Here is a 26643-nt window from a genome sequence, read left to right as displayed (position 1 = left end):
AGCGACATCGCAAGGTGCTTGTCGGCGCCATCGAAGCGCCGCCCCGGCCTGTGGTAGAAGAAGGCATGGGCGATTCCCTCCATCTTTCGGCCGCCGATCTGGCGACTCTTGCCTTCTTCCTGGTCGTCTGGGTGGTGCACACGCTGGCCTCGGACGGCAAGCTCGTCAGCCGCGTGTCGCTGACCACCGCAATGAACGCCCAACGCGAGGCCTGGATGCGCAACATGGCCGAGCGCGAGGTGCGCATCGTCGACACCGCCATCATGACCGGCCTGCAGCAAGGCACGGCCTTCTTCGCCTCGAGCTCGCTGATTGCGCTTGGCGGCTGCTTCGCCCTGCTCGGCGCATCCGACCGCGTGCTCCAGGTGCTGGCCGACCTGCCGTTCGGCGCGGCCTCGTCACGCGAAGCCTTCCAGACCAAGGTGTTCGGCCTGGTGCTGATCCTCGCCTTCGCCTTCTTCAAGTTCGGCTGGGCCTACCGGCTGTTCAACTACTGCTCGATCCTGATCGGGGCCGTGCCGATCCCGCATGGCGCGGCCTCGCGCAACCCGATCAGCGAAACCGCGGTCTGGCGCGCGACGCGCATGAACGTGCTTGCCGGAAAGCACTTCAACTCCGGCCTGCGCGCCGTCTTCTTCTCGATCGGCTATCTCGGCTGGTTCGTCGACCCGGTCGTCTTCGTGTTCTCGACGCTCGTGCTGCTGGCGGTGCTGGTGCGCCGCCAATTCTTCTCGGCCGCGCGCCAGGCTGTGCTCGGTCAGCCGCCCGGCGCCGGGAAAGGCTCATCGATTCGGCCCGACAGCCAGTAGGCGAAGAGCCCGATCCACTCGCGGATTGCCATCGTAGTCGCCTGCAACGAATCGGCCGGGTTGTCGCGGAACAGACCGATCCCCTCCTTGCCCGAGGTGCGGTAGTCGACCGGCCAGGGAAGTGTCGGAAAACCTGCCTTGTCGAACAGCGCCTTGGCGCGCGGCATGTGGAAGGCGGAGGTCACCAGCAGCCAGGTCTCGCCCGGCTTCGGTTCGACCAGCCGGTGGGAGAAGACGGCATTTTCGTAAGTGTTGCGCGACTTGTTCTCGAGGATAAGCCGATCGGGCGTGACACCGAGCGCGCCGAGCAGGCGCGGCGCCGTGTCGGCATCGCCCTCGCCGTCGAGGAAAAGCTCGCCATTGCCGCCTGAGACGACCACTTTCGCCTGCGGGAAGCGCCTGGCGAGGATCGCGGTCTCCACCATGCGGTCGCCGCCGCTGTTGAGCTCATATCCGCCCCGCGCAAGGTTGATGGCGCCCTCGAAGCCGCCGCCAAGGACAACGATGCCGTCGACCTTTTCCGGCAGCGGCGCCTTGGGGAAGCGCTCTTCCAGCGGGTTGAGCATCATAGCGCCAATAGAGGTCCAGGCCGAAAGGGCGAGGATCAAAAAGGCGAGCACGCTGCCGGTGCCGGCCAGTCGCCGGCGGCCGAAAAGCACCGCCACCAGTCCGGCAAGCAGCAGGAAAATCGCCAGGTTGAGCGGCTGGACGAAGAACCAGAGGATTTTGGAAAGATAGTAGAACATCCCTCACCCCATTTCAGCGCCGCGCGTCCTTTGGATGCGCAAAGGACGCTGTAACGCTTTGATTTTGCTCGTGATCCTTCCCGAAATCGATTCCGATTTTCGGGGTCACGAGCTAGAGCAATTCCAGGAAAAGTGTGAAACGGTTTTCCGTTCGGAATTGCGTCAAAACAAAGAGATAGGGCGGTTCGCCGTTTCCGTGAAACGGTGAAACGCCCTAAATGAGGGACGACGCTACCACCACTTTTCCGGCTGGAATTTGCCCGCCGCCTGTTCGATGACATGCGCGGTCTGGAACAGCGTTTCCTCGTCGAACGGACGGCCGATGAGCTGCAGGCCAAGCGGCAGCCCCTTGCCGTCGAGGCCGGCGGGCACCGAGATGCCCGGCAGGCCGGCCATGTTCACCGTCACGGTGAAGATGTCGTTGAGATACATCTTCACCGGATCGGAATTCATGTCCTCGTCTGCCACGCCAAAGGCGGCCGACGGCGTTGCCGGCGTCAGGATAACGTCGACGCCGGCGGCGAAGACGTTCTCGAAGTCGCGCTTGATCAGCGTGCGCACCTTCTGCGCCTGCAGGTAATAGGCATCGTAGTAGCCGGCCGACAGCACATAGGTGCCGATCATGATGCGGCGCTTGACCTCGCGGCCGAAACCGGCGGCGCGCGTCTTCTCATACATGTCGATGATGTCCTTGCCGGGCACGCGCAACCCGTAGCGCACCCCGTCATAGCGCGCCAGGTTGGACGAGGCTTCGGCCGGCGCCACGATGTAGTAGGCCGGCAGCGCGTATTTGGTATGCGGCAGCGAGATGTCGACGATCTCGGCCCCGGCTTCCTTCAGCCAGGCAATGCCCTTCTGCCACAGCGCCTCGATATCTTCCGGCATGCCGTCGACGCGGTATTCCTTCGGAATGCCGACCTTCATGCCCTTGATCGGCTTGCCGATCACCGCTTCGTAATCCGGCACCGGCCGGTCGACCGAGGTCGTGTCCTTCGGGTCGGAGGAGGCCATCGACTTCAACAGGATGGCGGCGTCGCGCACATCGCGCGCGATCGGACCGGCCTGGTCGAGCGAGGAAGCGAAGGCGACCACGCCCCAGCGCGAGCAGCGGCCATAGGTCGGCTTGATGCCGACCGTGCCGGTGAAGGCGGCGGGCTGGCGGATCGAGCCGCCGGTGTCGGTCGCGGTCGCGCCGGCGCAGAGGAAGGCGGCAACGGCCGAAGCCGATCCGCCGGAGGAGCCGCCCGGCACCAACTGCGCATTATCCAGAGTGCGCGCGGTCTTCGCGCCACCGGCCGAGACGAAGCCGCCGTCGCCCTGATGCGTTGTCGGCATCACCACAGTGTCGAGGCGCGAGCGCCGCCACGGGTTGATAACCGGGCCGTAATAGGAGGTCTCGTTGGAGGAGCCCATGGCGAACTCGTCCATGTTGAGCTTGCCGAGCATGACGGCGCCGTCGGCCCAGAGATTGCCGGTGACGGTCGATTCGTAGCGCGGCTGAAAACCGTCCAGCACATGGCTGCAGGCCTGGGTATGGATGCCTTCGGTTGCGAACAGGTCCTTGATGCCGAGCGGAATGCCTTCCAGCGCGCCGCCCTCGCCTTTGGCAAGCTTGGCGTCGGAGGCCTTGGCCATGTCGCGCGCCTTGTCGGCGGTGACCGCGACATAGGCATTGAGCACCGGATTGGCGCGCTCGATCGCCGAGAGATAGGCTTCCGTGATCTCGGCGGCGCTAATTTCCTTGCCACGCAGCTTGGCGCGGGCCTCGGAAATGGTGAGGTGTGTGAGGTCGCTCATCAGGCAAGGCTCTTTTCGTAAAACACCGACCACTCGGAGTCGGGATAATCCAGCACCGGGCCGCAACGCGAAAAACCGGCGCGCTCATAGACGGTCCAGGCGGCGGGGTGGCGGTCGCCGGTTTCGAGAACCAGGCGTTTCAACCCTTCCTGCCGCGCCAGCGACTCGACCCGCGCGACGATTTGCGCGCCGATCTTCTGGCCGCGATGCGAGGGCCGCGTGTACATGCGCTTGACCTCGCCGGTCGCCTCGCCGTGGCGCTTCAACGCGCCGCAGCCGACGGCAAAGCCGCCGTCGCGGGCAATGAACACGGTCGTGTCGTGACCGGCCATCTGCTCGACAGTCAGGTGGTAACAATGTTCCGGCGGCGTCAGCTCGAGCAGCGCGGCGTTGAGCTCCGCGACCAGCGCGCGCACGTCGTCCTGCAAGGGCGTCTCGACGGCGATCTCGATGGCCACGCCTTACTCCACGACCTTGGGAACGAGGAAGAAGTTTTCTTCGGTCGCGGGCGCGTTGGCGACGATGTCGGCCGCCTTGCTGCCGTCGGTGACGACATCCTCCCGCTTCTTCATCTCCATCGGCGTCACCGAGGTCATCGGCTCGACGCCTGAGACGTCGACCTCGTTCAGTTGCTCGACGAAGCCGAGAATGGCGTTCAGTTCGCCGGTCATGCGTTCGGCATCCTCCTCGCTCACCGCAATGCGGGCAAGGTGCGCGACGCGCTTCACGGTCTGAAGATCAACGGACATGTCTATCGCCTCGGGAAAACCAGTGCGGGCTATAGCGGCGCGACGCTTGCGGCGCAACATCGATCATGCCGGACCGATGGCTCGCAGTCGCCCCTCAGCGCTTACTGAGGCAGTGCCACGCCTTCGCAGTGATAGTAGCTGCCGCTGTTGCCGGCTTGCTCGCTATCCGCCGGCCGGACCGACACAAGGTCGATCTGTTTCGGGCTCAACTGGGTGACCGAAAGCACATCCGGGAAGACATAACCCGGTTCCTGGCAGATCGCGGTTACCGCCCAGCTCATGGCGCCGTGTGCCTTGCTGACCTGAAGGAACTCGCAATTGTATTCGACCCCTTGCAAACCATCGGCCGACAACACGATGTTGCCGGCGTCGATAACGGTCTGCAGCGTGTCCTTCTTGGCCTGCGCGCAGAGCTCCTCCGATTGCAGGTAGACGCCCTCGATAAAATCGTCCGCCGCCGGTGCCGGCGTCGCCGCAACCAGCATCGAAACACAAAGAGTCCGCCTCAAGGCCATGATTTAATTCCAATATCCTGATGGAACGACCTAGATCGCGATCGCCTTGCCGATCTCCGGCAGCGCCACCTTGACCCCTGATCCTTCCATCCCGGCCACGAATTTGTCGGCGGTCTGGTCGATGATCGGGAAGGTGCCGAAATGGCAGGGGACGACCGTATCGAAGCTGAAAAAACGACGGCAGGCAAGGGCTGCCACCGCGCCGCCCATGGTGAAGCGGTCGCCGATCGGCACGATGCCGATCTTCGGCTCATGCAATTCGTTGATCAGCCCCATATCGGAGAAGATGTCGGTGTCGCCCATGTGGTAGAGCGTCTTGTCCTGCGGGAAATGCAGCACGAGCCCGCCCGGGTTGCCGAGATAGGTGTTGGTGCCGCCCTGCCCGCCGAACGAGGAAGAATGCAGCGCCTGGACGAAGGTGGTGGTGAAGGGACCGCAATCGACGGTGCCGCCGATATTGCCGGGGTTGATCTTCTTGTCGCTGACGCCCTGGCCGACGAGATACATGCAGATCTCGAAATTGGCGACGAGCATGGCGCCGCTCTTCTTCAGCACCTCGATCGCGCCGCTGACATGGTCGTTGTGGCCATGGGTCAAGAGAACATGCGTCACCCCTTCCGCCGGCCCTTCCCAGCCGCCCGTCCAGGACGGATTGCCGACCAGATAGGGGTCGATGAGGATGTTGGCGTCCTTTGTCTCGATGCGGAATGCCGAATGGCCGTACCAGGTCAGTTTCATGAATGCGTTCCTCGATTTTCTCGCTTTCAAAGGATAGAACGCCAACGGCAAATTGAAAGTCCTGCGGCCTATCAAAAAGCCGCGCGGGGAAAGACCGGGGTGGGCTGTTGAGCATCATCAGCATTGAGGAATTGCCGGCGCGACTCGCGGGCGGCCGCACGCTCGCCGGCCTCGATCTCGGCGACAAGACGATCGGGGTCGCGGTGTCGGACCGTGGCCTGTCCTTTGCCCATCCGCGCCCGGTCATCCTGCGCAGGAAGTTTTCGCTCGATGCCGCCCAGTTGCTGGCTCAACTCGAGAAGGACAATGTCGGGGCGATCGTGCTCGGCCTTCCCGTCAACATGGATGGGTCGGAAGGGCCGCGCGCACAGAAATCCCGCGCCTTCGCGCGCAACATGGCGAGCCTGTCCGACCTGCCCTTCGTGCTATGGGACGAGCGGCTGTCGACGGTCGCCGCCGAACGGACGCTGATCGAGATGGATTTCTCGCGCAAGAAGCGCGCCGGCAAGATCGATTCGGCGGCGGCGGCGTTTATTCTGCAGGGAGCCTTGGACCGGCTTCAGTCGCTCGGCCGAGCCGGTCCGGACTGACCGGGCCTTCCTGGCGCCGCCTGATCCATTCGGCGATCTGGCGCCGGCGGCGGAACGCCACCAGTCCCATGAGCAGGAAACTGTCGAACACGCAGGCCCGCGCGACCATGCCAGGAATGATCGCCGGATCGATACCAAGCATCTGGCCGTAGAGCTGGAAGACCAGGTCATGCAGTTGGCGGCTGAGCATCACGTAGCCGAAATTCATGTCGTTGAGCGACAGGAAGAACCAGCCCCAGAACAGGACCAGCGGCGCCGCCCAGAATACGAACAGAGCGCGCATCAGCGGCGACCTCCGGGTTTGGTCTCCGGCCGGTTGGAGATGCGGGAGAGCAGCGAGCTGTGCGCGGCGCCCGTCGCCATGCGATGAGCGGTCAGGCGGGCGTCGGCCTCATGCAAGGTCATCGCGGCAAGCGTCGAGCGCCGCTCGGCGAGCACCGCGACATAGGAGGCGAGCAGCGCCGTCATCTGGATGGCGACCACCATGAACAGCCCGTTGATGCCTTGCGCGGCGCCGCCGACGAGGATGACCGAAAGCAGGAACGAGGCTGAGATGAAGGCGATCCGCACCACGGCGTCGCCGGCATCCGGCCTTGTCGCGATGTTGAGCAGCGTTTCGACGAAAGCCCAGCAGAACAGCAGCGCCACAGTCAGCAGCGCGACCGAAAGCGGCGCCACGACAACGGCATGCTCGAGACCCGGGAAGCGGCCGCTTTGCACGGACACGCCAAGCACGCCGAGCGCCGACGCGATGCCGCGGTTCCCATCCATGCAGATATAGGCCAGCAGGGCGAACACGACCGCCCAGTGCAAGGCCAGAAATGATGTCAACACGTGCCGCATGCGCTTCCTGCCTGGCGGAGCACGGGATGCTCATGGTTAACACTTCCCTACTCCGGTGGTCAGAGTGGGCTCTGCGAAGGCTCCCCGCAACGGAAACCATTTGTTAAGGTTAACGGCCGTCCACAGGCCGGTGACGGATCGCGTTTCAGGCCTGTTCAGGTCAGGGGCGGATAGAGCGTGTCGATGATCATGCGCGCGTCATGGCGCGAATCGAGCATGCCGTAGGTGGTGCGCCATTGACCGCCGAGCCTTGTTTCGACGAAGGCGTCGGCAATGCGCCCTGCCCCCAGCCGGCGCAGTTCCGCTGCCGCCGCCGACAGCGCCAGCTGTTCGGTCAGCAAACGCGCCGAACCCTGGTCGGTCGAAGCCACCTGCATGGCCGCCTTGAGCACGCCTATGGTGCCCCGGCCGCCGGTGCCGAGGTCGCGGTCGATGCCGGCCAGCACCTCCTCGAACAGGCCGGGCGCGCGGCCGAGCACGCGCAGCACGTCCAGCGCCATCACATTGCCCGAACCTTCCCAGATCGCGTTGACCGGAGCCTCGCGATAATAGCGGGCAAGCGGCGCTTCCTCGACGTAGCCGTTGCCGCCGAGGCACTCCATCGCCTCGTAAAGCAGCTGCGGCGCGATCTTGCAGACCCAGTATTTGACCACTGGCGTCATGGCGCGGGCAAAGGCAGCCTCGCCGCGATCGCTCGCGGCCTCGTCGAAGGACCGCGCAAGGCGGAACGACAACGCCGTCGCGGCGGCGACGTCGAGCGCCATGTCGGCCAGCACGCGCTGCATCAGCGGCTGGTCGACCAGATTGGCGCCGAACACCTGGCGATGGCGCGTGTGGTGGACGGCTTCGGCGAGCCCCGCCCGCATGAGTGCCGAAGACGCCACCGCGCAGTCGAGCCGGGTCAGCGTCACCATGTCCATGATCGTCTTGATGCCGGCGCCAGGCTCGCCAACCATCTCGCCGATGGCATTGACGAACTCCACTTCCGACGAGGCGTTCGAGCGGTTGCCGAGCTTGTCCTTCAGGCGCTGGAAGCGAAAACCGTTGCCGGATCCGTCACCCAGGATGCGCGGGACGAGGAAACAGGAAAGCCCTTCGGACGCCTGGGCAAGCACCAGGAAGGCATCCGACATCGGCGCCGACATGAACCATTTGTGGCCGGTGAGCCGATAGAAACCGCTGCCAGTGCGCTCGGCCCTGGTGACGTTGGCGCGCACGTCGGTGCCGCCCTGCTTCTCGGTCATGCCCATGCCGAGCGTCAGCCCGGTCTTTTGCACCGGCGGCTTCTGGCTCTGGTCGTATTTGCGCGTCGTCACGCGCGGCGCCCATTCGCGGAACAGTTTCGGGCTCGCCATCAGCGCCGCCAGCGAAGCGCTGGTCATGGTGATGGGGCAGAGATGCCCGGTCTCCAGCTCGGCGGTCAGGTAGAAGCGGGCCGCCCTCACCTGGTGCCGGCGGCCGATCTCGGCGTCGCCGTTTTCCCAGACCGAGGAATGCAGGCCGCCGGCGATCGAGCGGCGCATCAAGGCGTGATAGGCCGGATGGAACTCGACCAGATCGATGCGGCGGCCCTGGCGGTCATGCGTCCTGAGCTTCGGCGTGTCGGTGTTGGCGAGACGGGCAAGCTCGTGCGCCTCCTGCGTCATGACGAACCGGCCGAGCCCGTCGATATCCTTGCGCACTGGATCGGAAAAACGCTCGGCAAGCTGGATGAGCAACGGATCGCCCCGCCATGCATTGCCGCCCGTCAGCGGCGGCGGCTGGTTGATCACGTCGTCGGTCACGCCCTGTCCTTCAATTGTCAGAAAAGCCCTTACCATCTGAAGGCCGCGGTCGCGAATCCGAAGCCATTTGCTGCGTTATAGCCCAAGCCACGCAACGAAAATACCGGGGAGAAAGCCCGCAATCCAAAGCTGGCGCTTGCGGCTTTTCAGACCGCACCCTATAGCAGCGCCTTGAGATGACCGACGCTTCGTCCCTGCCGCTCTTCCCCCACCGCCATCTTCTGGGCATCCGTGATCTTTCCCCCGCCGACATCGAGCTTTTGCTCGACCGGGCGGACCAGGCCGTGGCGATCTCGCGGCAATCGGAAAAGAAGACCTCGACGCTGCGCGGCCGCACCCAGATCAACCTCTTCTACGAGGCCTCGACCCGCACGCAATCGTCCTTCGAGCTCGCGGGAAAGAGGCTCGGCGCCGATGTCATGAACATGTCGGTGGCGAGCTCTTCGGTGAAGAAGGGCGAGACGCTGATCGACACCGCCATGACGCTCAACGCCATGCGGCCGGATATCCTGATCATCCGTCACCAGTCGGCAGGAGCCGCGGCGCTTCTGGCGCAGAAGGTCGGATGCTCGGTGGTCAATGCCGGCGACGGCGCGCATGAGCATCCGACGCAGGCGCTGCTCGACGCTCTGACCATACGCCGCGCCAAGGGACCGCTGTCGAAGCTGATCGTGGCGATCTGCGGCGATATCCTGCATTCGCGCGTCGCCCGCTCCAACATCATGCTCTTGAACGCGCTCGGCGCGCAGGTACGGGTCGTCGCGCCCTCGACGCTGCTGCCGGCGGGCATCGACAGGATGGGCGTGATCGTCTCGCGCTCGATGGCCGAAGGGCTCAAGGACGCCGATGTGGTGATGATGCTGCGCCTGCAGCGCGAGCGCATGGAAGGTGCCTTCGTGCCGTCGATCCGCGAATATTTCCACTATTTCGGCCTCGACGCCGAGAAGCTGAAAGCCGCCAAGGAGGATGCGCTGGTCATGCATCCGGGCCCGATGAACCGCGGCGTCGAGATCGCCTCGGAAATCGCCGACGGACCGCAAAGCGTCATCCAGGAACAGGTCGAGATGGGCGTTGCCGTGCGCATGGCGGTCATGGAAGCGCTGCTCGATCCGCGCCGCAACCACGAGGGACGCAGCGCATGAGCGTGACGGTCCTCAGCAAGGCGCACATCGTCGACCCCTCGCGCGGCATCGACGAGATTGGCACCGTCATTGTCGACGGAAAGAAGATCGCCGCCGCCAGCAAGGCGGCGCTGAACCAGGGCGCTCCTGAAGGCGCCGTTGTCGTCGATTGCGCCGGCAAGGCGATCATCCCGGGTTTGATCGATAGCCGTGTCTTCATCGGCGAACCCGGTGGTGAGCACCGCGAAACCATCGCTTCGGCAAGCGTCGCGGCCGCGGCCGGCGGCGTCACCTCCATCGTCATGATGCCCGACACCAATCCGGTGATCGACAATGTGGCGCTGGTCGAGTTCGTGCTGCGCACGGCGAGGGACACGGCGAGCGTCAATATTTTTCCGGCAGCGGCGATCACCAAGGGTCTCGACGGCCGCGAGATGACCGAGTTCGGCCTGCTGCGCGAAGCCGGCGCCGTCGCCTTCACCGACGGCCGCCACACGATCGCCAACGCGCTGGTGATGCGCCGGGCGCTGACCTATGCGCGCGATTTCGGCGGTGTGATCGCGCACGAGACGCAGGATGCCGACCTCGCCTCGGCCGGCGTGATGAACGAAGGCCTCTATGCGAGCTGGCTCGGCCTTTCAGGCATCCCGCGCGAGGCCGAGCTCATCCCCTTGGAGCGGGACCTTGCCCTGGCACGACTGACAGGCGGCGCCTATCACGCCGCCAAGATCTCGACCGCGATGGCGGTTGGAGCGGTGGGCCGGGCCAAGACGGACGGCGCCAATGTCACGGCGGGCGTCGCCATCCACAATCTGTCGCTCAACGAGAACGATGTCGGCGAATACCGCACCTTCTTTCGGCTGACCCCGCCCTTGCGGGCCGAGGACGACCGGCTGGCGATGATCGAGGCGATCAAGGACGGCACCATCGACATCATCGTCTCCTCGCACGACCCCCAGGATGTCGACACCAAGCGCCTGCCCTTCGCCGATGCCGCCGCCGGCGCGATCGGGCTGGAGACGCTGCTTGGCGCGGCACTTCGGCTTTACCACAATGGCGACGTGCCGCTGCTGAGGCTGATTGAGACGCTTTCGACCGCTCCGGCAAGATTGTTCGGCCTGCCCGGCGGCACGCTGAAGCCGGGCGCGTCGGCTGACCTCGCCGTGGTCGATCTCGACGAGCCGTGGATCGTCAGCGAGAGCGGCCTGCGCTCGCGCTCGAAAAACACCTGCTTCGAAGGTGCACGCCTGCAGGGCAAGGTCTTGCAAACCATGGTGGCGGGCCGCACAGTGTTTTCAGCCTGAGCCTCGTCCGACAAGGCGGGACGGTATCGCGATCCAGACACTGAAAATAGGAAATGCGGGGGAAACAATGGGTTACGCGATCGCGCTCATCTTCGGCTATCTGCTTGGCTCGATCCCGTTTGGACTCTTGATCACCCGCGCGGCAGGTCTGGGCGATGTGCGCAACATCGGCTCCGGCAACATCGGCGCGACCAATGTGCTGCGCACCGGCAACAAGGGGCTCGCCGCGGCGACGCTGCTGCTCGATGCGCTGAAAGGCACGGCGGCGGCCTTGATTGCCGGACATTTCTCGCCGGACTTCGGCCTTCTCGCCGGCTTTGCCGCCTTCCTTGGCCATCTCTTCCCGGTCTGGCTCGGCTTCAAGGGCGGCAAGGGCGTGGCCACCTATCTCGGCGTTCTGCTCGGCCTTGCCTGGCAGGGTATGCTTGTCTTCGCCGTCGTCTGGCTCGCGATGGCTTTCCTGTTCCGTTACTCCTCCCTGGCGGCGCTGGTGGCTGCGGTCGTGGTGCCGATCGCGCTCTATTTCATCAGCACGTCGCAGATTGCCGGCCTGTTCGCGCTGATGAGCCTGATCGTCTTCATCAAGCATCGCGCCAACATCTCGCGGTTGCTTGCCGGCACCGAGGGTAAGATCGGGGCGAAGGGATGAGCGGACCTGCCGCCGGCCCGCGCCTCAGCGACCGGCAGCGGCTGAGCTGGCTTCGCCTGATCCGCACGCCCAATGTCGGCCCGGCCTCTTTTCGCGAATTGATCAATCGCTTCGGCTCGGCGGAAGCCGCGCTCGAGATGCTGCCCGAGCTGATGATCTCGGGCGGTGCGAACCGTATCGTCCGCATCCCGTCAATCGCCGAAGCCGAGGCTGAGCTGGAGGCGGCGCGTCGCGCCGGCGCCCGTTTCGTCGGCATCGGTGAAGCCGACTATCCTGCCTTGCTGAAGACCATGGACAATCCGCCGCCGCTGCTGGCGGTGAAAGGCGAAGGCGCGGTGTTCCGCCTGCCGGCGGTAGCGATCGTCGGCGCCCGCAACGCCTCGCTCGCCGGCATCAAGATGGCGCGCATGCTGGCGGGAGACCTCGGCCGTGACGGCTACGCTATAGTGTCGGGCCTTGCACGCGGCATCGACACCGCGGCGCATCAGGGCAGTCTCTCGACCGGCACCGTCGGCGTGCTGGCCGGCGGGCTCGATGTCCCCTACCCGCCCGAAAATGTCGGCCTGTGCGATGAGATCGCCGAACGCGGCGGCGCCATCGTTTCGGAAATGCCGTTCGGCTGGCAGCCGCGCGCGCAGGATTTTCCACGCCGCAACCGCCTGGTCGCCGGCATGGCGCTGGGGCTGGTCGTGGTAGAGGCCGCGCAACGCTCCGGCTCGCTGATCAGCGCTCGTCTGGCCAACGAGATGGGCCGGCTGGTCTTCGCCGTGCCGGGCTCGCCGCTCGATCCGCGCGCCGCCGGCTGCAACGCCCTGCTCAAGGACGGCGCCACGCTCGTCACCGAAGCGGCCGATGTTTTGGGCGCGCTGGCGCCCCTTGCCGGCACCCGCTCGCCGAGGACCGTGCCGCTCGCCGAAGCGCCCGACCTGTCGGCAATGCCGCCGCCCGGCGAGAACGAGCGCACCGACGTGCTGGAAGCGCTCGGCCCCACACCGGTCGGCGTGGACGAGATCATCCGCCACACAGGCCTGAGCGCCGCGCAGATCGCCATGGTGCTCCTGGAACTCGACCTTGCCGGACGGCTGGAACGCCACGCTGGAGGGAATGTCTCGCTGGTTTGGGGAGGAACTGAGCTCGGCGGTTAATGCCGGCGGAGCACGGGGCGGTCAGCCTCTCTTCCGGATTCTCAGCAACCCTTTGCGGATGAACAGCGGCACCATTCCGTTATAGAGACGGCTCATCTCGTCGATAAAGCGCGAGAGCCTGGAGACGCGGTCATCGATCCTGTGTAGGATTGCCTTATTGTCCTGCCCGTCCTGCATCGAGCAGCCAGTCCATTTGCCAAGTGCCGTCAACGAGGCGGAATTCGCTTCCAACGTCTTCCTGTTCGCGTGCAGCAGCTCCATCATCGTCAGCTGGTCGATCGCACCCGGCCAGCCATGCATCTCCCTGACGACTTGAAACCATTTGCGCTGCTGGATGGAGACGGCGATTTCCTCGATCCAGGATGCGGTTGCCAGGCGTACTTCGTCAGGCGAGGCCGGAGGATCCATGCGCAGCACCTGATCATAAATGCGAAGGTGTTCCTCGATGAAACGTGCCGAGCCGGCTACCTCGCGAAAATGGGCTGAAACAGCGGTAGCGTCGTCGGCATCATAGCTTGAAATTGCAGCGATCAGGTTCTCGACCGTGACCGGCCTTGTCAGCAGCCCCACGCCAAGGTTCATCGGCCGCCAGCTCTCCATATTGCTGGTGTCGAGCATTCCCGCGAAACCACGTGCATCACAGACCACGACCGAACATCCCACGACCGCGGATTCTATGGCCATGCGCGCGGTGGCGAACACGATATCGTATCCAAGCAGATCCTTCTCGATCTGATCTGAATACCGGTTCGTCGCCGGACCCAATTCGTCGAGCTGGATACCTGTTCTAGCGCAGGCCTCGCGCACAGCCTGCTGATGTTCAAAGTTTTTGGTCAGCAACAGACCGCGCTTGGGCCTGGCCGGAAGCGGTGAGCGCGGCCTGAAGCGATTAAGATCAACAGCATTGTAGATAAGATCAAGCCGGTCTTCAGGAATGCCTCGCGACAGGCACTTGGCCTTGCATGCCTCGTCCACCGCGATCCAATGGCGTATTTGGGGATGAGGCATGGGCGCCTCGATTTCGTAGAAGGAGCTGTGGCAGGAAAAGACCGCGGGCACGTCAGGGAATCTCGCCAGGGCGGTCAAGCAGGGCGTCAGATGCTGTGCGTGGATGATATCCGGTTTGTCGACGATCTCGGCAATCCTGTCGACGACATGATGGCCCCGCTGGCGCATTCTGTCTGACATGCCACCGAGGTTCGTGGTGAGGAGCATCGTTTGATGGCCGGCACTTCGCAGGCCGTCGGCAAGCAGTTCGACAACCGATTCGGATCCACTGTTTTGCGCCACCGACAGGTTCGTGATGAGTATCCTCAAGACAAGCTTCCTTGCCGGTTGTGGGGTGGCTATCGCAGGCAAAAAACTGCTCGCGCAGATAGTGTCTTAGTGAGAACAATTCAGCCAAACAAGTTCCCCCCATGGCGTGCCGCTGGTACAGAGGCCCCGGCGCCGATGCATTGTGGCAACAAAAATTGGAGCGACACATGGATAGCGGACTCCAAAATGTGCTGATCCTCGCGCATCCGGGACATGAACTCAGAATCCATCACTGGCTGGAGCTTGCCAAGCCGAGGGTCTATATTCTGACCGACGGTTCCGGCGGCCATCAAATCGCAAGAACCGAATATTCCCGCCATATTGTGCAGGCCACCGGCGCAACGCCGGGCTCGGTCTTCGGCGAAATACCCGACGCCGCCTGGTACGAAGCTCTTTTGGTCGGCGACCAGACATTTTTCCTCGACGTGTTTGCTAGGATCAGCACGGATATTGGCAGCGCCCAGGAAGTCCAGGTCGTGTCGGATGCCGTTGACGGCTACAACCCGGTGCACGACCTGGCTTTTGTGTTCGGCAGCGCTGTGACCACGCTGGTGCAAAAGACACGCAAGGGACATCAGCAGCTTTGCTCGGCCGCTGTGCCCAATGTGCCCGGCACGGTCCAGGTGGAAATCGAGTTGGATCAAGCTGCTCAAGCAAGAAAGAAAGCCGCGATCGAGGTCTATGCGCCATTGGCCGATGAAGCGCGTCTGATCCTGGCGCGCGACCCCGACTGTCTCAACCGGGAGCGCCTCATCACCCAGGAGCCCGACTGGACCGCGCAGACGCCAGAATGGGAACGGATCGGACAGGATCGGGTGTCAAAGGGCCTCTATGATCGATGCATTACCTATGAGGACAATGTTCAGCCGATCGTACGCCTTCTGATGGCGCAACCTGATTGACAATTGATCGGCTCAGCCGATGCGGCGCGTGGATGCCCACAAGGAAAACGCTACGCGCTTTCCCGATGATGCATCTACCGGAACAGATACCGCGACACTTCGGGATTGCCGCGGCGCCACATCACGTTGTCCAGGAAATAGTGGTGTACGTTGATGAAGATCAACACGATAAAGAAGAATAGCGAGGACCCGAGAACCTGCTTGTCGTACGGGATCAACGCAGTCATCACGAATGGGATCAGCCAGAAACCGAGATAGCCAAGCGCACCGCCTCCGACGACAAATCCCAGGACCCGAAGCCTGTAGAGAGGTCCGAGAAAGGACAGTGTCGTCGGTTGCGGATTTCTTGCGGCATCCGCGACGTCGCGCTCGACATTGGTCTGGTAGCGCCAGACCACGGCCAGGTATTGCAGCGAGTGGAGCGCCGGCACCACAAGCAGCCAGAGCGGGTTTACCCTCGCGATCAGGATCCAAAGATAGAGCGACGCGACATAGGCCACGATGCCGTTATACGGCAGGGCGCGGCCATTCCTCCGCCAGCGATTGATCAGCATCGAAACGGTGACCGTCGTCGATGCGATGGCTGCCAGCAGGGCAATGTTGGCGATCCAGGAAGGGGCGGCGAATGTATAGTATTCCAGGCCGTAATATTTCCCTTGCGTCACCGCCGTGTTCGTCTGCAGCCATGCCAGGATCCACACGGCGTAGCTGTTGACCAGCAGCACCTTCTTGTCCCGATCGTCGAAGAATTTGCGCTTCAGCACGGCGTCCACCATCAGCATGCCGTAGCCTTGCTTGACGTAGTGCCAACCCACGAAGAAGAACATCGCGTTTGCCGCATATCCGAGCAGGCGGGTGTTCGCCGTTGCCGCGCCATAGGCAAAGAACGCGCCCATGATGAGGGGAACGACGATGCCCGCGAAAATGTAGCGAAGCTGGAGGCTCCGGTCGTAGCCGTTGCCGCTCACCTTGCGCCCGAAATTGCGGTAGAAAATCTGGTAGGAATGGGCAAAGTGCGGATAGTTCACCAGGTAGGCCACGACGACCATTGTCGCGGCGACGATACCTTCGTACTCGAGCGGCACAAGGAACAGAATTGGCAGAATGAGAAACGCGCTGCCGCCGAGCATGAGGAAATCGGCGACCGGGCCGAAGAGATATTTGCCGGGTGCCGCCGCTTTAGCAGCTGAAGCATCTACCGAAAGGTCAAGTGCCATGGTCGAACTCTCCTTCGGGGGGTCGACCTTAACCGCCACCCCTTCTGGCGACAAGGTTGTGGCTGCTTCTCCAGCTTGCGGCCACGACGTCGATGTCCTCGCTAGATGGACTGGACGCGCTTCGGCGACTGCAGCTCGCGTCCCATCTTTGCTGCCTGAAAGATGGTCATCAAGACCAGGACCGGCTCTCCGTCAGTCGGGTTGATCATCAAGGCTACGCGGCCAAGCTCGTCGCTCATGACGCAGGTCCAGTCTTTGACGGCGATCACCTTTTTCTCGGACAATGTGCCCTCCCCTTGGACGCCCTCTATCGGCGGGCAACCGAGAACCCCGGCGATGTCCTTCAGCTTGTATGGTCCAGCAACCTGGTCGCAGCGGTTTCACGACGATGTTCGGAATTGGCGCGATCGATACCATCCACGGTGATGGCGAACATCCCGTTCTCGATCCGTGCTATCCAGCCCTTTGCCTTGAGATACCAGAGATGAAATTCCAGATGCTCTCGCGGGCAGCCTGACAGGCGTTCGAGTTCTTCATCGCCGATGCCAGGATTGTTGACGTCTTGCCGGCGTTTTACATAGAGAAGCGACAGCAGTTTGGCCTGAATGACAACGTCCCTTTCAAGACCTTTAGCATTGCTGGCTTCCTCGCTCAGCTCGCGGCGAAGGCTCAAATGGTCTTTATACTGTACGTCGTATTGAGCGCGCTTGACCGGATCTTTGAGCGTGTTGTGGGCTTCTACGATTTCGCTGAAGCGTGATTCATCGCCGGTGTCCCGATTGTCGGGATGGTAGCGCATGGCAAAATAACGAAATATCCGTTCAATCGTTTCCGAATTCGCGTTCGGACTGATTTCCAGAAGTTCGTAGTAATCAATGAACATAGTGGTGCTTTCACAGAATCGACATTGCGAACACCACTCCCCAACGGCAGCATCGCCCAACCCTTCTGCCCATGCAAGCCGGCTTCCCACGTCATCGTAAACAACCACTCCGGATGGCCTTGCCGATCGCCGGGGACCATAATTCTCGTTGAATTTCTTCGACAGGAGAGCAGGCCCACACGATCCGTTTCCGGCGCCTAGTGCAGATCCGGTGAGAGAAGTGTGTGGTTTGGTGCGATGAGTGAAGGCAGACGCCTGTCCGTCCAAAACGATCGCGCCGAAGCCACCGCCCCGACCCCCAGACGCGCAAGTAGATAAGTTAAAGGCACCTTGATGTGTTATATACATACGCTGCGCTCTCGGCGCGGATACGAGATCGATGGATCAGGAAACAGTTCTAGCCGCAGTCCTGTTAGCTGATGTCGTGGGCAGCACGCCTCTCTATGAGCGCATCGGCGACGATGCCGCTCTGCAGCAGATCTCGGATTGCCTGGACACGATGCGCGATATCGTCGCCCGGCACGGCGGTGATTTCATTCACTCGAAGGGCGATGACGTGCTCAGCCTGTTCGAGAGTCCGGAGGGGGCGCTGAGGGCCGTCTGCCAAATCAGCAGCCAACTGACGAAAGGGCCGTTGAGCGCCCGGATCGGATTGCATTTCGGGGCGGTCATTCGCGCGCGGGGCGCGGTATTTGGCGACGTTGTCAATGTCACCGCAAGGCTGTCCACCACGGCCAACCCTGGGGAGGTGCTGATCAGCCAGAGCTTCTTCGAAGCGCTTCCTGCGGGCAGCCGCAGTGCCTTGCGGCTCCTCGACAAAATGGCCTTCAAGGGGAAGCAGGAACTCTTCGATGTCTATACCCTGGGGAGCGACGATGGGGCCCGCAGTACGCACATCGCCAGCCAGGGCACCATTATCGACAGGCGCTCCGCCCCGCCGCGGCAGATCAATCTGGTCATCCGCTATGGAGATCAGTTGCGATCCTGCCGAAACAACGAATTCGTGACGATCGGCCGATCTCCGGAATGCAATATCGTCGTCCAGCGGCCCTGGGTCTCAAGGCACCACGCGACCTTCACTATTTCGAACGGCAAGGCCCGGCTTATCGAGCGAAGCTCGTCGGGCACATTTGTGTCGATGGGACCCGGCCATGAAATATTCGTACGCCGCGAAGATATTCTCCTCTTCGGCTCCGGCGTCATCTCGCCTGGACTGAGGTCGTCCCTCCGCGACGCCCAGGTTCTTCACTACGAAATTGTCTCAGACTGACCCGGACGGACTCGTTAGCCGCGACCGGCTTCAGGCGGCCGCGACGATCTCTTGGGCAATTCTGCATGCCCGCAGCGCTGGCTCGCTGACGCCGTCAATGTTCGCGTTGAACCTTTTCTCTGGCGTCTCGTCCGGCAGCATGCGCAGTGATCAAGCCCTGCGGCCCGGCTGCCTGGCCCAGCAATATGCCTGCGCTCTAGCGTACGCTAAAGAAGCCGCTCTCACGCGCTGCATCGAAACAGAGTTTACTTGGCCGGGGCCCTTTTAGAGCGGCCCTAAAGGCCTCAAAGCCGCGATTATATTCTTTTGTGCCCTGGTATTTGATAAATTTGCTCATGCTGCCAAATATGGCTGTAACGGGGCACAAACCAAAAGCCGCCATTATGTAACCGCCTTCGTATGCAGCGGATTTGGTTTCAGCGTTCGCAGCCATTTGCAAACTACCACTGAAAGCAATTGCCAAAATAATAGTGCTGCCGACTTTCACTTTTGTGCCCCACCAATTCGCCCTAGATGACGCCGTCTATTGCACATTCATCCATACTGCCGGTCAAGGGGTCTATTAGCGCAAAAGCAACGTATGCGCTCAGGCCGACTATGACCAAACTCGCCGCCATCCCGATCATATCGCGCTGCCGGTAGCGCCAGACATTGCCGTGACGCCACACAAGCGACGGCGCCAACCAGCCAGCACGCGACAAGGGCAATTCCCACGCCGATCGCAAGGCCGCGATGGCGCATGAGTTACGTCGGTTTTTGATGCTTGATTTTATTGGTGAGCGCGATGGGATTCGAACCCATGACCTACTGATTAAAAGTCAGTTGCTCTACCGGCTGAGCTACGCGCTCCCGCGGGCAGGAAACGCCGCCCTCGAAATTGCGCGGAACATAGGGAGAGTGCATCAACCGGTCAACCGGAAAAAGATGGCTCGCAGGCCGGGCTTTTCCACACTCTCCCGGCGACTGTTCGAACCGCTTTTGCGAAGCCTCGGGCCGGAACCGAAATGGTTCCTCATGGCAGGACCAGCGGCACGATTGCAAAACAGCAGCCTAGTGCTCTCCCGGAACAATTGCATAGGCCGTCCGTTTTTCCTCCCACAGGTGACGGCAACCAACCCTGCGAGGAGAAAGTCATGAACAGAATCACAACCGGCCTGCTGGCGAGCGTGCTGTCGGTTTCGTTCGCCGCGGCGGAGATCGTGCCGGTCAACGCGCAGCCAAGCTACGCGCCGCTCGGCCAAGGTCTCTCATCGGACGTTCAGACCGTGCAATACCAGGATTGGCGTAGGCACCGCAGTTTCAATCGCAGTTTTTCCCGTGACCGGGTTTATTCGCGCAACGGTGACGTGTATTGGCGCGGTCATCGCGGCTATCGCGAATATCACCGCGGCCATCGCCGCCATGGCGACTTCTGGTTCCCGCTGGCGGCCTTCGCCACGGGCGCGCTGATCACCGGCGCAATCGTCAACAGCCAGAACCGGGTCTACCGCGGTGGCGATGCGCATGTGCAGTGGTGCTATGACCGCTATCGCTCCTATCGCGCCTCGGACAACACCTTCCAACCCAACAGCGGTCCGCGTCGGCAGTGCGTTTCGCCCTACTGACGACCTCCAGTCGGTACAAGGCGATTCCAGAAAAGGTGCGCAGCTGTTTTCCAGGAATTGCGTAAAAACAAATATTTCGTCGCTGACCGAGCCCGTGCCGCAAAGGCATGGGCTCCCTGTTTGAGCCTTAATGTGTACTCAGCGTCCTGCGCACAGCGTCGCGCCACCCCGCCAGCTTGGTGGACCGTGTAGCAGCCTCCATATCCGGCTTGAAGCGGCGATCGAGCGCCCAGGTCTTGGCGAATTCCTTCGCCTTCGGCCACACGCCGGCCTTCGATCCGGCAAGCCAGGCGGCGCCCAGCGCGGTCGTCTCCAGGATGGTGGGGCGATCCACCGGCGCGTCGAGAATGTCGGCCAGCCGCTGCATGGTCCAGTCCGATGCCACCATGCCGCCGTCGACCCGCAGCACGGTCTTGGCGGAAGCGCCTTTCCAGTCCTTGCGCATGGCGTCGAGCAGGTCGCGCGTCTGGAAGGCGACGGATTCGAGCGCCGCGCTCGCGAACTCCGCCGGACCTGAATTGCGCGTCAAGCCGAAGATCGCGCCGCGCGCATCGGCGTCCCAATGCGGCGCGCCGAGCCCGACGAAAGCCGGCACCAGATAGACCTGTTGCGCCGGATCGGCGGTCGCGGCGAGCGCGCCGCTCTGCTCGGCCTTGCCGATCACCTTGATGCCGTCGCGCAGCCATTGCACAGCGGCCCCCGCAATGAAGATCGAGCCTTCCAGGGCATAGGTGGTCTTGCCATTCAGCCGGTAGGCAATGGTGGTCAAGAGCCGGTTCTTCGAGCGCACCAGATCGGTGCCGGTGTTGAGCAGCGCGAAGCAGCCTGTGCCGTAGGTGGATTTCATCATGCCGGGCTCGAAACAAGCCTGGCCGATGGTCGCCGCATGCTGGTCGCCGGCAACCCCGAGAATTCTTATCTCCGCACCGAAGAGGTTTTTCTCTGTGATTCCATAATCATCGGCGCAATCCTTGACCTCAGGCAGCATCGCGGCCGGTATGTTCAGGATGGACAGCAGCTCGTCGTCCCAAACGTTCTTCTCGATGTTGTAGACCAGCGTGCGCGAGGCGTTTGTCGCATCGGTGGCGTGCACTTGGCCAGCGGTCAGCCGCCAGATGAGAAAACTGTCGATGGTGCCGGCGAGCAATTCGCCCTTCTCGGCGCGTCTTCTGGCGCCCTTCACCTTGTCCAGCATCCAGGCGATCTTGGTGCCGGAGAAATAGGGATCGAGCAGCAGCCCGGTCTTGCGCGTGAATGTCTTCTCCAACCCCTGCTTCCGGAGTTTTTGGCACAGCGGCGCGGTGCGGCGGTCCTGCCAGACGATGGCATTATGGATCGGCTTGCCGGTCGCCTTATCCCAGATGACGACCGTCTCGCGCTGATTGGTGATGCCGATCGCAGCCACGTCCGATGCCGCACGGCCGGCAGCCTTCAGCGCCGCCTTCACCGTCGCGACCACACTTTCCCAGATGTCTTCCGGGTCATGCTCGACCCAGCCGGAGGCCGGATAATGCTGCGTGAATTCCTGCTGGCCCGTGCCCGCGACCTTCATCTCGCCGTCGAACAGGATCGCTCGCGTCGATGTCGTCCCCTGGTCGATGGCCAGCACAAAACCGCTCATTCCGCATCCCTCCACTTCTCATGCAACAGGGGAGACGGCAAAGCCGCCTCCCCTGCATTTCCTAACATGGGCACACACGCCCACGTCATGCAGTTACTTCTGCCAGCTCTTCACCAGCTCGTCGTAGTTGACGGTGACCGGCTTGTCCTTCTCGTTCTCGACCTTGAGCTGCGGCGCAAGGTTGCCCTTCGCGACGGCATCCTTGTTCCAGTAGTCGAGGTCGTGCTCCTCGGCCATCTTCGGGCCGATGTCACCCTGCACGCCCGCCTTCTCGAGACGCTCGAGCACCTTCTCCTGGTCGGCGCAGAGCGAGTCCATCGCTTCCTGCGGGCTTTTGGCGCCCGAAGAAGCGTCGCCGATGTTCTGCCACCAGAGCTGCGCCAGCTTCGGATAATCCGGAACGTTGGTGCCGGTCGGGGTCCACTGCACGCGTGCCGGCGAGCGGTAGAACTCGACTAGGCCGCCGAGCTTCGGTGCCCGTTCGGTGAAGCTCTTGTCGTGGATGGTGGAGTCGCGGATGAAGGTGAGACCGACTTGGCTCTTCTTCACGTCGACGGTCTTCGACACCACGAACTGCGCATAGAGCCAGGCGGCCTTGGCGCGGTCGGTCGGCGTCGACTTCATCAGCGTCCAGGAACCCGCGTCCTGGTAGCCGAGCTTCATGCCGTCCTTCCAGTAGACGCCATGCGGCGACGGCGCGACGCGCCATTTCGGCGTGCCGTCTTCGTTCACGACCGGCAGGCCGGGCTTGGCCATGTCGGCGGTGAAGGCGGTGTACCAGAAGATCTGCTGGGCGATCGTGCCCTGCGAGGGCACCGGACCCGATTCGGAGAAGGTCATGCCTTGCGCTTCCGGCGGCGCATAGGCCTTCAGCCAGTCGAGATACTTCTGGATGGCATAGACCGAGGCCGGGCCATTGGTGTCGCCGCCGCGGGCAACGCATGAGCCGACGGGACGCGAATTCTCATCGACCTTGATGCCCCATTCGTCGACCGGCTTGCCGTTCGGAATGCCCTTGTCGCCATTGCCGGCCATGGAGAGCCAGGCGTCGGTGAACCGCCAGCCCAGCGACGGGTCCTTCTTGCCGTAGTCCATGTGGCCGAAGACCTTCTTGCCGTCGATCTCGCGGCCGGTGAAGAAGGCGGCGATGTCCTCATAGGCCGACCAATTGACGGGAACGCCGAGGTCGTAGCCGTACTTGGCCTTGAAGTCCGCCTTGTTCTTCTCGTCGTTGAACCAGTCGTAGCGGAACCAATAGAGGTTCGCGAACTGCTGGTCGGGAAGCTGGTAGAGCTTGCCGTCCGGCGCGGTGGTGAACGACTTGCCGATGAAGTCGTCGACGTCGAGCATCGGATCGGTGACGTCCTTGCCCTCGCCCGCCATCCAGTCCGTCAGGTTGCGCACCTGCTGGTAGCGCCAATGGGTGCCGATCAGGTCGGAGTCGTTGACCCAGCCGTCATAAAGGTTCTGGCCGGTCTGCATCTGGGTCTGGATCTTTTCGACGACGTCGCCTTCCTGGATGACGTCATGCGTGACCTTGATGCCGGTGATGGCGGAGAAGGCCGGCGCCAGCACCTGCGATTCATAGGAATGGGTGGCGATGGTTTCCGACACGACCTTGATGTCCATGCCGGCGAACGGCTTGGCTGCGTCGATGAACCACTGCATTTCCTTTTCCTGATCGGCGCGCGAAAGCGTCGACAGTGGGCCTATCTCCTTGTCGAGAAAGGCTTTTGCCTCATCCATTCCGGCATAGGCGTGGCCCGCTCCCAGCAATAGGACAAGGGCGGTCGTAGATGTTAGAAATTGCCGTCGCATGTGTCTCCTCCAGTCTTAGGTTGCAAGTGCGATCTGGGGCGGTCGCCAGCACGCGGCCGCTCCAACATTTCCCCCTCTATACGTATCGGAATACGCCAATCGCGTAGACCACGGAGAGAGCGAGAGCCCACCACAGGTTGGGTCCAACCAGACCCAGCCAAGCGAGATGGATAAAGGCGCTGCCGAGCAGCGAAACGAAGAGGCGGTCGCCGCGCGTCGTCTCGAAGCGCAGCACGCCGACGCGCGGATTGCCGCCGGGCGAGACATATTCCCACACACCCATGCCGAAAAGCATCAGCACGATGACGAGGAAGAAGGCGGCCGTCGGCCAGGTCCACGCCATCCAGGAGAAGTCGAGGTTCATGGATCAGACCCTCCCCAGGGCGAAGCCCTTGGCGATATAGTTGCGGACGAACCAGATCACGAGCGCGCCGGGGATCAGCGTCAGCACGCCGGCTGCCGCCAGCAGTCCCCAGTCCATGCCGGCGGCCGAGACCGTGCGGGTCATGGTGGCCGCGATCGGCTTGGCGTCGGTCGTCGTCAGCGTACGGGCGATCAAGAGTTCCACCCACGAGAACATGAAGCAGAAGAAGCAGGCCACACCGATGCCGCTCGCGATCAGCGGCATGAAGATTTTCACGAAGAAGCGCGGGAAGGAGTAGCCGTCGATATAGGCGGTCTCGTCGATCTCCTTCGGCACCCCGGACATGAAGCCCTCCAGGATCCACACCGCCAGCGGCACGTTGAACAGGCAGTGGGCCAGCGCCACCGCGATATGGGTATCGATCAGGCCGAAGGCCGAATAGAGCTGGAAGAAAGGCAGCGCGAACACCGCCGGTGGTGCCATGCGATTGGTGAGCAGCCAGAAAAACAGGTGCTTGTCGCCAAGGAAGCGATAGCGCGAGAAAGCGTAGGCCGCCGGCAACGCCACGGCCACCGATATCACCATGTTCATCACCACATAGGTGATCGAGTTGATATAACCCGAATACCAGGACGGATCGGTGAAGATGATCTTGTAATTGCGCAGCGTCGGCTCGTGCGGAAAGAGCGTCAGCGAGGAGATGATCTCCTGGTTGGTCTTGAAGCTCATGTTGATGAGCCAGTAGATCGGCAGCAGCAGCACGATGATGTAGATCGTCGGCACGACCCACCACCAGCGCGATTCCTCGCCGCGGCGGCGCATCAGCCTCGCCACTTCGTCCTGCGACAGCGTGCTGCCCACGCCTTCGGTGATGGCGGTCTCGCTCACTCTGGTCGTTCTCTCGTTTGCGCCCTCCATCTCAGCGCTCCGCGTCGTAGTTGGTCATCACGGTGTAGAACACCCACGACAACAACAGGATGATCAGGAAGTAGACCAGCGACATCGCCGCCGCCGGACCGAGATCGAACTGCCCAAGTGCGGTCTTGACGAGGTCGATCGACAGGAACGTGGTCGAATTGCCGGGGCCGCCGCCGGTGACGACGAAGGGCTCGGTATAGATCATGAAGCTATCCATGAAGCGCAAAAGCACCGCGATCAGCAGCACGCGCTGCATCTTCGGCAGCTGGATGTAGCGGAACACCGCCCAGCGCGAGGCGCCGTCGATCTTGGCCGCCTGGTAGAAGGCGTCCGGGATCGAGACCAGGCCGGCATAGCAAAGCAGCACGACCAGGCTCGTCCAGTGCCAGACATCCATGATGATGACGGTAACCCAGGCGTCGAACGGATCCTGGACGTAGTTGTAGTCGAGGCCGAGCGCGTTGACGTAATAGCCGAGCAGGCCGATGTCATTGCGGCCGAAGACCTGCCAGATCGTGCCGACGACGTTCCATGGGATGAGCAGCGGCAGCGCCATCAGCACCAGGCAGACCGGCACGCCCCAGCCCTTCTTGGGCATGTTGAGCGCGATGAAGATGCCGAGCGGCACTTCGATCGCCAGGATGATAAAGGAGAAGATCAGGTTGCGCACCATCGCTTCCCAGAAGCGGTCGGAGGCGAGCAGCTCCTCGAACCACTCGGTGCCAGCCCAGAAGAAGACGTTGTTGCCGAACGTGTCCTGCACCGAATAGTTGACGACGGTCATCAGCGGGATGACGGCCGAGAACGCCACCAGCACCAGCACCGGCAGGACAAGGAACCAGGCCCTGTTATTCCAGGTCTTTTCCATCTAGGCCCCCATCTCGACGCGCCATGAATCGGCATAGATGTTGATGCCGGCAGGCTCGAAGCGAACCTTGGGTTCGGCAGGCACCTCGTCGTCCTCGCCAATGACGGCGGCAATTTCCCTGCCCTCGAGATTGGCGCGGACCACCTTGTGGCGGCCGACATCCTCGACCTTGCTGACGGAAACGGCCATGCCGTCGCGGCCGAGCCGCACATATTCGGGACGGATGCCGAGCTCGACGGGGCCGGCTTGAGCCTTCGGCGTGCCAGGCAGCTCGATGCGCTGCGAGCCGAGCATCGCCGTCCTGCCTTCGAGCGCGACCGGCAGGACGTTCATGCCCGGCGAGCCGATGAAATAGCCGACGAAAGTGTGGCGCGGCCGCTCGAACAGCTCGGCCGGCGTGCCGATCTGAACGATCTCGCCGTCATACATGACCACGACCCTGTCGGCGAAAGTCAGCGCTTCGGTCTGGTCGTGCGTGACATAGACCATGGTGTAGCCGAAGCGGCGATGCAGTTGCTTGAGCTGCGAGCGCAGCACCCATTTCATATGCGGGTCGATGACGGTGAGCGGCTCGTCGAACAGGATGGCGTTGACGTCCGAGCGCACCAGACCGCGTCCGAGCGAGATTTTTTGCTTCTGGTCGGCTGTCAGCCGGCGCGCCTTCCGGTTGGCCATCGAGGCGAGATCGATCATGTCGAGCGTCTCGCGCACCTTGCGGTCGACATCGACTTCCGGCACGCGCCGGTTGCGCAGCGGGAAGGCCAGATTGTCGTAGACGGTCATGGTGTCGTAGATGACCGGGAACTGGAACACCTGGGCGATGTTGCGCTCCTGCGTCGACAGCCTGGTCACGTCCCGGCCGTTGAACAGAAGCTTCCCGTGCGAGGGGTGGAGCAGCCCCGAAATGATGTTGAGCAAGGTGGTCTTGCCGCAGCCCGAGGGTCCGAGCAGCGCATAGGCGCCGCCGTCCTCGAAAATATGGTGCACTTCCTTCAGCGCGAAATCCGAATCTTTCTTCGGGTTAGGCAGGTAGGAGTGACGGATGTGGTTGACGTCGATGCGCGCCATCGC

The 26643-nt window shown here is 62.6% G+C and carries 29 protein-coding genes and 1 tRNA gene; 9 read left to right on the top strand and 21 right to left on the bottom strand.

Annotation, left to right across the window (positions count from 1 at the left end; translation table 11 throughout):
* Positions 1-65 precede the first annotated feature (65 nt).
* The gene (locus tag AC4FWB_RS00545; protein WP_491023850.1) at positions 66-809 is read left to right on the top strand and encodes a DUF599 domain-containing protein; all 744 of its coding nucleotides are present in this window, start codon (positions 66-68) and stop codon (positions 807-809) included.
* Here the strand turns inward: AC4FWB_RS00545 and AC4FWB_RS00540 are convergent.
* From AC4FWB_RS00540 to AC4FWB_RS00515, 6 genes are all read right to left on the bottom strand, one after another.
* Entirely contained in the window at positions 758-1555 is a 798-nt protein-coding gene (locus AC4FWB_RS00540) for a YdcF family protein (protein WP_491023849.1), read from the bottom strand. The genes AC4FWB_RS00545 and AC4FWB_RS00540 overlap by 52 nt on opposite strands.
* A gap of 231 nt (positions 1556-1786) precedes the next feature.
* On the bottom strand, positions 1787-3352 hold the full coding sequence (locus AC4FWB_RS00535; protein WP_491023848.1) for an amidase: 1566 nt from the start codon (positions 3350-3352) through the stop codon (positions 1787-1789).
* Positions 3352-3810 (bottom strand): GNAT family N-acetyltransferase, encoded by a 459-nt coding sequence (locus tag AC4FWB_RS00530; protein WP_491023847.1) that lies wholly within the window; start codon positions 3808-3810, stop codon positions 3352-3354. The genes AC4FWB_RS00535 and AC4FWB_RS00530 overlap by 1 nt, the downstream gene beginning before the upstream one ends.
* Before the next feature lie 3 nt (positions 3811-3813).
* Entirely contained in the window at positions 3814-4101 is a 288-nt protein-coding gene (gene gatC, locus AC4FWB_RS00525) for an Asp-tRNA(Asn)/Glu-tRNA(Gln) amidotransferase subunit GatC (protein ID WP_292299349.1), read from the bottom strand.
* Between the two features lie 101 nt (positions 4102-4202).
* Positions 4203-4616 (bottom strand): hypothetical protein, encoded by a 414-nt coding sequence (locus AC4FWB_RS00520; RefSeq protein WP_491023846.1) that lies wholly within the window; start codon positions 4614-4616, stop codon positions 4203-4205.
* A 30-nt stretch (positions 4617-4646) separates the two neighbouring features.
* Positions 4647-5354 (bottom strand): metal-dependent hydrolase, encoded by a 708-nt coding sequence (locus AC4FWB_RS00515; protein WP_491023845.1) that lies wholly within the window; start codon positions 5352-5354, stop codon positions 4647-4649.
* 107 nt (positions 5355-5461) lie between these two features.
* Here AC4FWB_RS00515 and ruvX point away from each other — a divergent pair, with 107 nt between their 5' ends.
* Positions 5462-5944, top strand: a complete 483-nt coding sequence (gene ruvX, locus AC4FWB_RS00510) for a Holliday junction resolvase RuvX (protein WP_491023844.1) — start codon at positions 5462-5464, stop codon at positions 5942-5944.
* On the opposite strand, the gene AC4FWB_RS00505 is transcribed toward ruvX, so the two are convergent.
* The 3 genes from AC4FWB_RS00505 to AC4FWB_RS00495 form a co-directional block, all read right to left on the bottom strand.
* Positions 5886-6227 carry a DUF6105 family protein gene (locus AC4FWB_RS00505; protein WP_491023843.1) on the bottom strand — a complete coding sequence of 114 codons (342 nt, stop codon included), beginning with the start codon at positions 6225-6227 and terminating at the stop codon, positions 5886-5888. The genes ruvX and AC4FWB_RS00505 overlap by 59 nt on opposite strands.
* Complete coding sequence (locus AC4FWB_RS00500; RefSeq protein ID WP_491023842.1) at positions 6227-6787, bottom strand: hypothetical protein; 561 nt, start codon at positions 6785-6787, stop codon at positions 6227-6229. Before AC4FWB_RS00500 ends, AC4FWB_RS00505 begins: the two co-directional genes overlap by 1 nt.
* Before the next feature lie 155 nt (positions 6788-6942).
* A complete protein-coding gene (locus tag AC4FWB_RS00495) occupies positions 6943-8607 on the bottom strand; it encodes a DNA alkylation response protein (protein WP_491023841.1) in 1665 nt (554 codons plus the stop codon).
* A 140-nt stretch (positions 8608-8747) separates the two neighbouring features.
* Here AC4FWB_RS00495 and AC4FWB_RS00490 point away from each other — a divergent pair, with 140 nt between their 5' ends.
* The 4 genes from AC4FWB_RS00490 (at position 8748) to dprA (ending at position 12790) form a co-directional block, all read left to right on the top strand.
* Positions 8748-9713 (top strand): aspartate carbamoyltransferase catalytic subunit, encoded by a 966-nt coding sequence (locus tag AC4FWB_RS00490; RefSeq protein ID WP_491023840.1) that lies wholly within the window; start codon positions 8748-8750, stop codon positions 9711-9713.
* Positions 9710-10996, top strand: coding sequence for a dihydroorotase (locus AC4FWB_RS00485; protein WP_491023839.1), 1287 nt, complete (start codon positions 9710-9712; stop codon positions 10994-10996). The genes AC4FWB_RS00490 and AC4FWB_RS00485 overlap by 4 nt, the downstream gene beginning before the upstream one ends.
* Positions 10997-11063: 67 nt before the next feature.
* Positions 11064-11645 carry a glycerol-3-phosphate 1-O-acyltransferase PlsY gene (plsY, locus tag AC4FWB_RS00480; RefSeq protein WP_491023838.1) on the top strand — a complete coding sequence of 194 codons (582 nt, stop codon included), beginning with the start codon at positions 11064-11066 and terminating at the stop codon, positions 11643-11645.
* Complete coding sequence (gene dprA, locus AC4FWB_RS00475) at positions 11642-12790, top strand: DNA-processing protein DprA (RefSeq protein WP_491023837.1); 1149 nt, start codon at positions 11642-11644, stop codon at positions 12788-12790. Before plsY ends, dprA begins: the two co-directional genes overlap by 4 nt.
* 21 nt (positions 12791-12811) lie before the next feature.
* On the opposite strand, the gene AC4FWB_RS00470 is transcribed toward dprA, so the two are convergent.
* On the bottom strand, positions 12812-14107 hold the full coding sequence (locus tag AC4FWB_RS00470) for a glycosyltransferase (protein WP_491023836.1): 1296 nt from the start codon (positions 14105-14107) through the stop codon (positions 12812-12814).
* Positions 14108-14274: 167 nt separating this feature from the next.
* Here AC4FWB_RS00470 and AC4FWB_RS00465 point away from each other — a divergent pair, with 167 nt between their 5' ends.
* Positions 14275-15009: a hypothetical protein gene (locus AC4FWB_RS00465; RefSeq protein WP_491023835.1), complete on the top strand. Its 735-nt coding sequence runs from the start codon at positions 14275-14277 to the stop codon at positions 15007-15009.
* A gap of 74 nt (positions 15010-15083) precedes the next feature.
* On the opposite strand, the gene AC4FWB_RS00460 is transcribed toward AC4FWB_RS00465, so the two are convergent.
* From AC4FWB_RS00460 to AC4FWB_RS00450, 3 genes are all read right to left on the bottom strand, one after another.
* Complete coding sequence (locus tag AC4FWB_RS00460) at positions 15084-16226, bottom strand: hypothetical protein (RefSeq protein ID WP_491023834.1); 1143 nt, start codon at positions 16224-16226, stop codon at positions 15084-15086.
* A gap of 101 nt (positions 16227-16327) precedes the next feature.
* Positions 16328-16510, bottom strand: a complete 183-nt coding sequence (locus AC4FWB_RS00455; protein ID WP_491023832.1) for a hypothetical protein — start codon at positions 16508-16510, stop codon at positions 16328-16330.
* 59 nt (positions 16511-16569) lie between these two features.
* Positions 16570-17109 (bottom strand): DnaJ domain-containing protein, encoded by a 540-nt coding sequence (locus AC4FWB_RS00450; protein ID WP_491023830.1) that lies wholly within the window; start codon positions 17107-17109, stop codon positions 16570-16572.
* 379 nt (positions 17110-17488) lie between these two features.
* On the opposite strand from AC4FWB_RS00450, the gene AC4FWB_RS00445 reads away from it, so the two are divergent.
* Positions 17489-18379: an adenylate/guanylate cyclase domain-containing protein gene (locus tag AC4FWB_RS00445; RefSeq protein WP_491023828.1), complete on the top strand. Its 891-nt coding sequence runs from the start codon at positions 17489-17491 to the stop codon at positions 18377-18379.
* A gap of 196 nt (positions 18380-18575) precedes the next feature.
* Here AC4FWB_RS00445 and AC4FWB_RS00440 read toward each other — a convergent pair whose 3' ends face one another.
* Positions 18576-18866 (bottom strand): hypothetical protein, encoded by a 291-nt coding sequence (locus AC4FWB_RS00440; protein ID WP_491023827.1) that lies wholly within the window; start codon positions 18864-18866, stop codon positions 18576-18578.
* A 286-nt stretch (positions 18867-19152) separates the two neighbouring features.
* Positions 19153-19228, bottom strand: a tRNA-Lys gene (locus AC4FWB_RS00435).
* A gap of 284 nt (positions 19229-19512) precedes the next feature.
* Here AC4FWB_RS00435 and AC4FWB_RS00430 point away from each other — a divergent pair.
* Complete coding sequence (locus tag AC4FWB_RS00430) at positions 19513-19983, top strand: BA14K family protein (protein ID WP_491023826.1); 471 nt, start codon at positions 19513-19515, stop codon at positions 19981-19983.
* A gap of 127 nt (positions 19984-20110) precedes the next feature.
* On the opposite strand, the gene glpK is transcribed toward AC4FWB_RS00430, so the two are convergent.
* The 6 genes from glpK to AC4FWB_RS00400 form a co-directional block, all read right to left on the bottom strand.
* Positions 20111-21604: a glycerol kinase GlpK gene (gene glpK, locus AC4FWB_RS00425; protein ID WP_491023825.1), complete on the bottom strand. Its 1494-nt coding sequence runs from the start codon at positions 21602-21604 to the stop codon at positions 20111-20113.
* 93 nt (positions 21605-21697) lie between these two features.
* The gene (locus tag AC4FWB_RS00420; protein WP_491023824.1) at positions 21698-23422 is read right to left on the bottom strand and encodes an ABC transporter substrate-binding protein; all 1725 of its coding nucleotides are present in this window, start codon (positions 23420-23422) and stop codon (positions 21698-21700) included.
* A 76-nt stretch (positions 23423-23498) separates the two neighbouring features.
* Entirely contained in the window at positions 23499-23786 is a 288-nt protein-coding gene (locus tag AC4FWB_RS00415) for a DUF2160 domain-containing protein (RefSeq protein WP_491023823.1), read from the bottom strand.
* Positions 23787-23789: 3 nt separating this feature from the next.
* Positions 23790-24704, bottom strand: a complete 915-nt coding sequence (locus AC4FWB_RS00410; protein ID WP_491023822.1) for a carbohydrate ABC transporter permease — start codon at positions 24702-24704, stop codon at positions 23790-23792.
* A 1-nt stretch (position 24705) separates the two neighbouring features.
* Positions 24706-25572 (bottom strand): carbohydrate ABC transporter permease, encoded by an 867-nt coding sequence (locus AC4FWB_RS00405; RefSeq protein WP_491023821.1) that lies wholly within the window; start codon positions 25570-25572, stop codon positions 24706-24708.
* Complete coding sequence (locus AC4FWB_RS00400; RefSeq protein ID WP_491023820.1) at positions 25573-26640, bottom strand: ABC transporter ATP-binding protein; 1068 nt, start codon at positions 26638-26640, stop codon at positions 25573-25575.
* Between the last annotated feature and the right edge of the window lie 3 nt (positions 26641-26643).

The organism is Mesorhizobium sp. LEGMi-168a, from assembly GCF_058312955.1.
Note: the sequence above shows the minus strand (reverse complement) of the source record. Positions and strands in the feature narration are given on the sequence as shown.

Coding starts and splice junctions, on each gene's coding strand:
- AC4FWB_RS00545 (WP_491023850.1), top strand. CDS start 66: ATGGGCGATTCCCTCCATCTTTCGGCCGCCGATCTGGCGACTCTTGCC.
- AC4FWB_RS00540 (WP_491023849.1), bottom strand. CDS start 1,555: ATGTTCTACTATCTTTCCAAAATCCTCTGGTTCTTCGTCCAGCCGCTC.
- AC4FWB_RS00535 (WP_491023848.1), bottom strand. CDS start 3,352: ATGAGCGACCTCACACACCTCACCATTTCCGAGGCCCGCGCCAAGCTG.
- gatC (WP_292299349.1), bottom strand. CDS start 4,101: ATGTCCGTTGATCTTCAGACCGTGAAGCGCGTCGCGCACCTTGCCCGC.
- AC4FWB_RS00520 (WP_491023846.1), bottom strand. CDS start 4,616: ATGGCCTTGAGGCGGACTCTTTGTGTTTCGATGCTGGTTGCGGCGACG.
- AC4FWB_RS00515 (WP_491023845.1), bottom strand. CDS start 5,354: ATGAAACTGACCTGGTACGGCCATTCGGCATTCCGCATCGAGACAAAG.
- AC4FWB_RS00505 (WP_491023843.1), bottom strand. CDS start 6,227: ATGCGCGCTCTGTTCGTATTCTGGGCGGCGCCGCTGGTCCTGTTCTGG.
- AC4FWB_RS00500 (WP_491023842.1), bottom strand. CDS start 6,787: ATGCGGCACGTGTTGACATCATTTCTGGCCTTGCACTGGGCGGTCGTG.
- AC4FWB_RS00495 (WP_491023841.1), bottom strand. CDS start 8,607: ATGGTAAGGGCTTTTCTGACAATTGAAGGACAGGGCGTGACCGACGAC.
- AC4FWB_RS00490 (WP_491023840.1), top strand. CDS start 8,748: ATGACCGACGCTTCGTCCCTGCCGCTCTTCCCCCACCGCCATCTTCTG.
- AC4FWB_RS00485 (WP_491023839.1), top strand. CDS start 9,710: ATGAGCGTGACGGTCCTCAGCAAGGCGCACATCGTCGACCCCTCGCGC.
- plsY (WP_491023838.1), top strand. CDS start 11,064: ATGGGTTACGCGATCGCGCTCATCTTCGGCTATCTGCTTGGCTCGATC.
- dprA (WP_491023837.1), top strand. CDS start 11,642: ATGAGCGGACCTGCCGCCGGCCCGCGCCTCAGCGACCGGCAGCGGCTG.
- AC4FWB_RS00465 (WP_491023835.1), top strand. CDS start 14,275: ATGGATAGCGGACTCCAAAATGTGCTGATCCTCGCGCATCCGGGACAT.
- AC4FWB_RS00460 (WP_491023834.1), bottom strand. CDS start 16,226: ATGGCACTTGACCTTTCGGTAGATGCTTCAGCTGCTAAAGCGGCGGCA.
- AC4FWB_RS00450 (WP_491023830.1), bottom strand. CDS start 17,109: ATGTTCATTGATTACTACGAACTTCTGGAAATCAGTCCGAACGCGAAT.
- AC4FWB_RS00445 (WP_491023828.1), top strand. CDS start 17,489: ATGGATCAGGAAACAGTTCTAGCCGCAGTCCTGTTAGCTGATGTCGTG.
- AC4FWB_RS00430 (WP_491023826.1), top strand. CDS start 19,513: ATGAACAGAATCACAACCGGCCTGCTGGCGAGCGTGCTGTCGGTTTCG.
- glpK (WP_491023825.1), bottom strand. CDS start 21,604: ATGAGCGGTTTTGTGCTGGCCATCGACCAGGGGACGACATCGACGCGA.
- AC4FWB_RS00420 (WP_491023824.1), bottom strand. CDS start 23,422: ATGCGACGGCAATTTCTAACATCTACGACCGCCCTTGTCCTATTGCTG.
- AC4FWB_RS00415 (WP_491023823.1), bottom strand. CDS start 23,786: ATGAACCTCGACTTCTCCTGGATGGCGTGGACCTGGCCGACGGCCGCC.
- AC4FWB_RS00410 (WP_491023822.1), bottom strand. CDS start 24,704: ATGGAGGGCGCAAACGAGAGAACGACCAGAGTGAGCGAGACCGCCATC.
- AC4FWB_RS00405 (WP_491023821.1), bottom strand. CDS start 25,572: ATGGAAAAGACCTGGAATAACAGGGCCTGGTTCCTTGTCCTGCCGGTG.
- AC4FWB_RS00400 (WP_491023820.1), bottom strand. CDS start 26,640: ATGGCGCGCATCGACGTCAACCACATCCGTCACTCCTACCTGCCTAAC.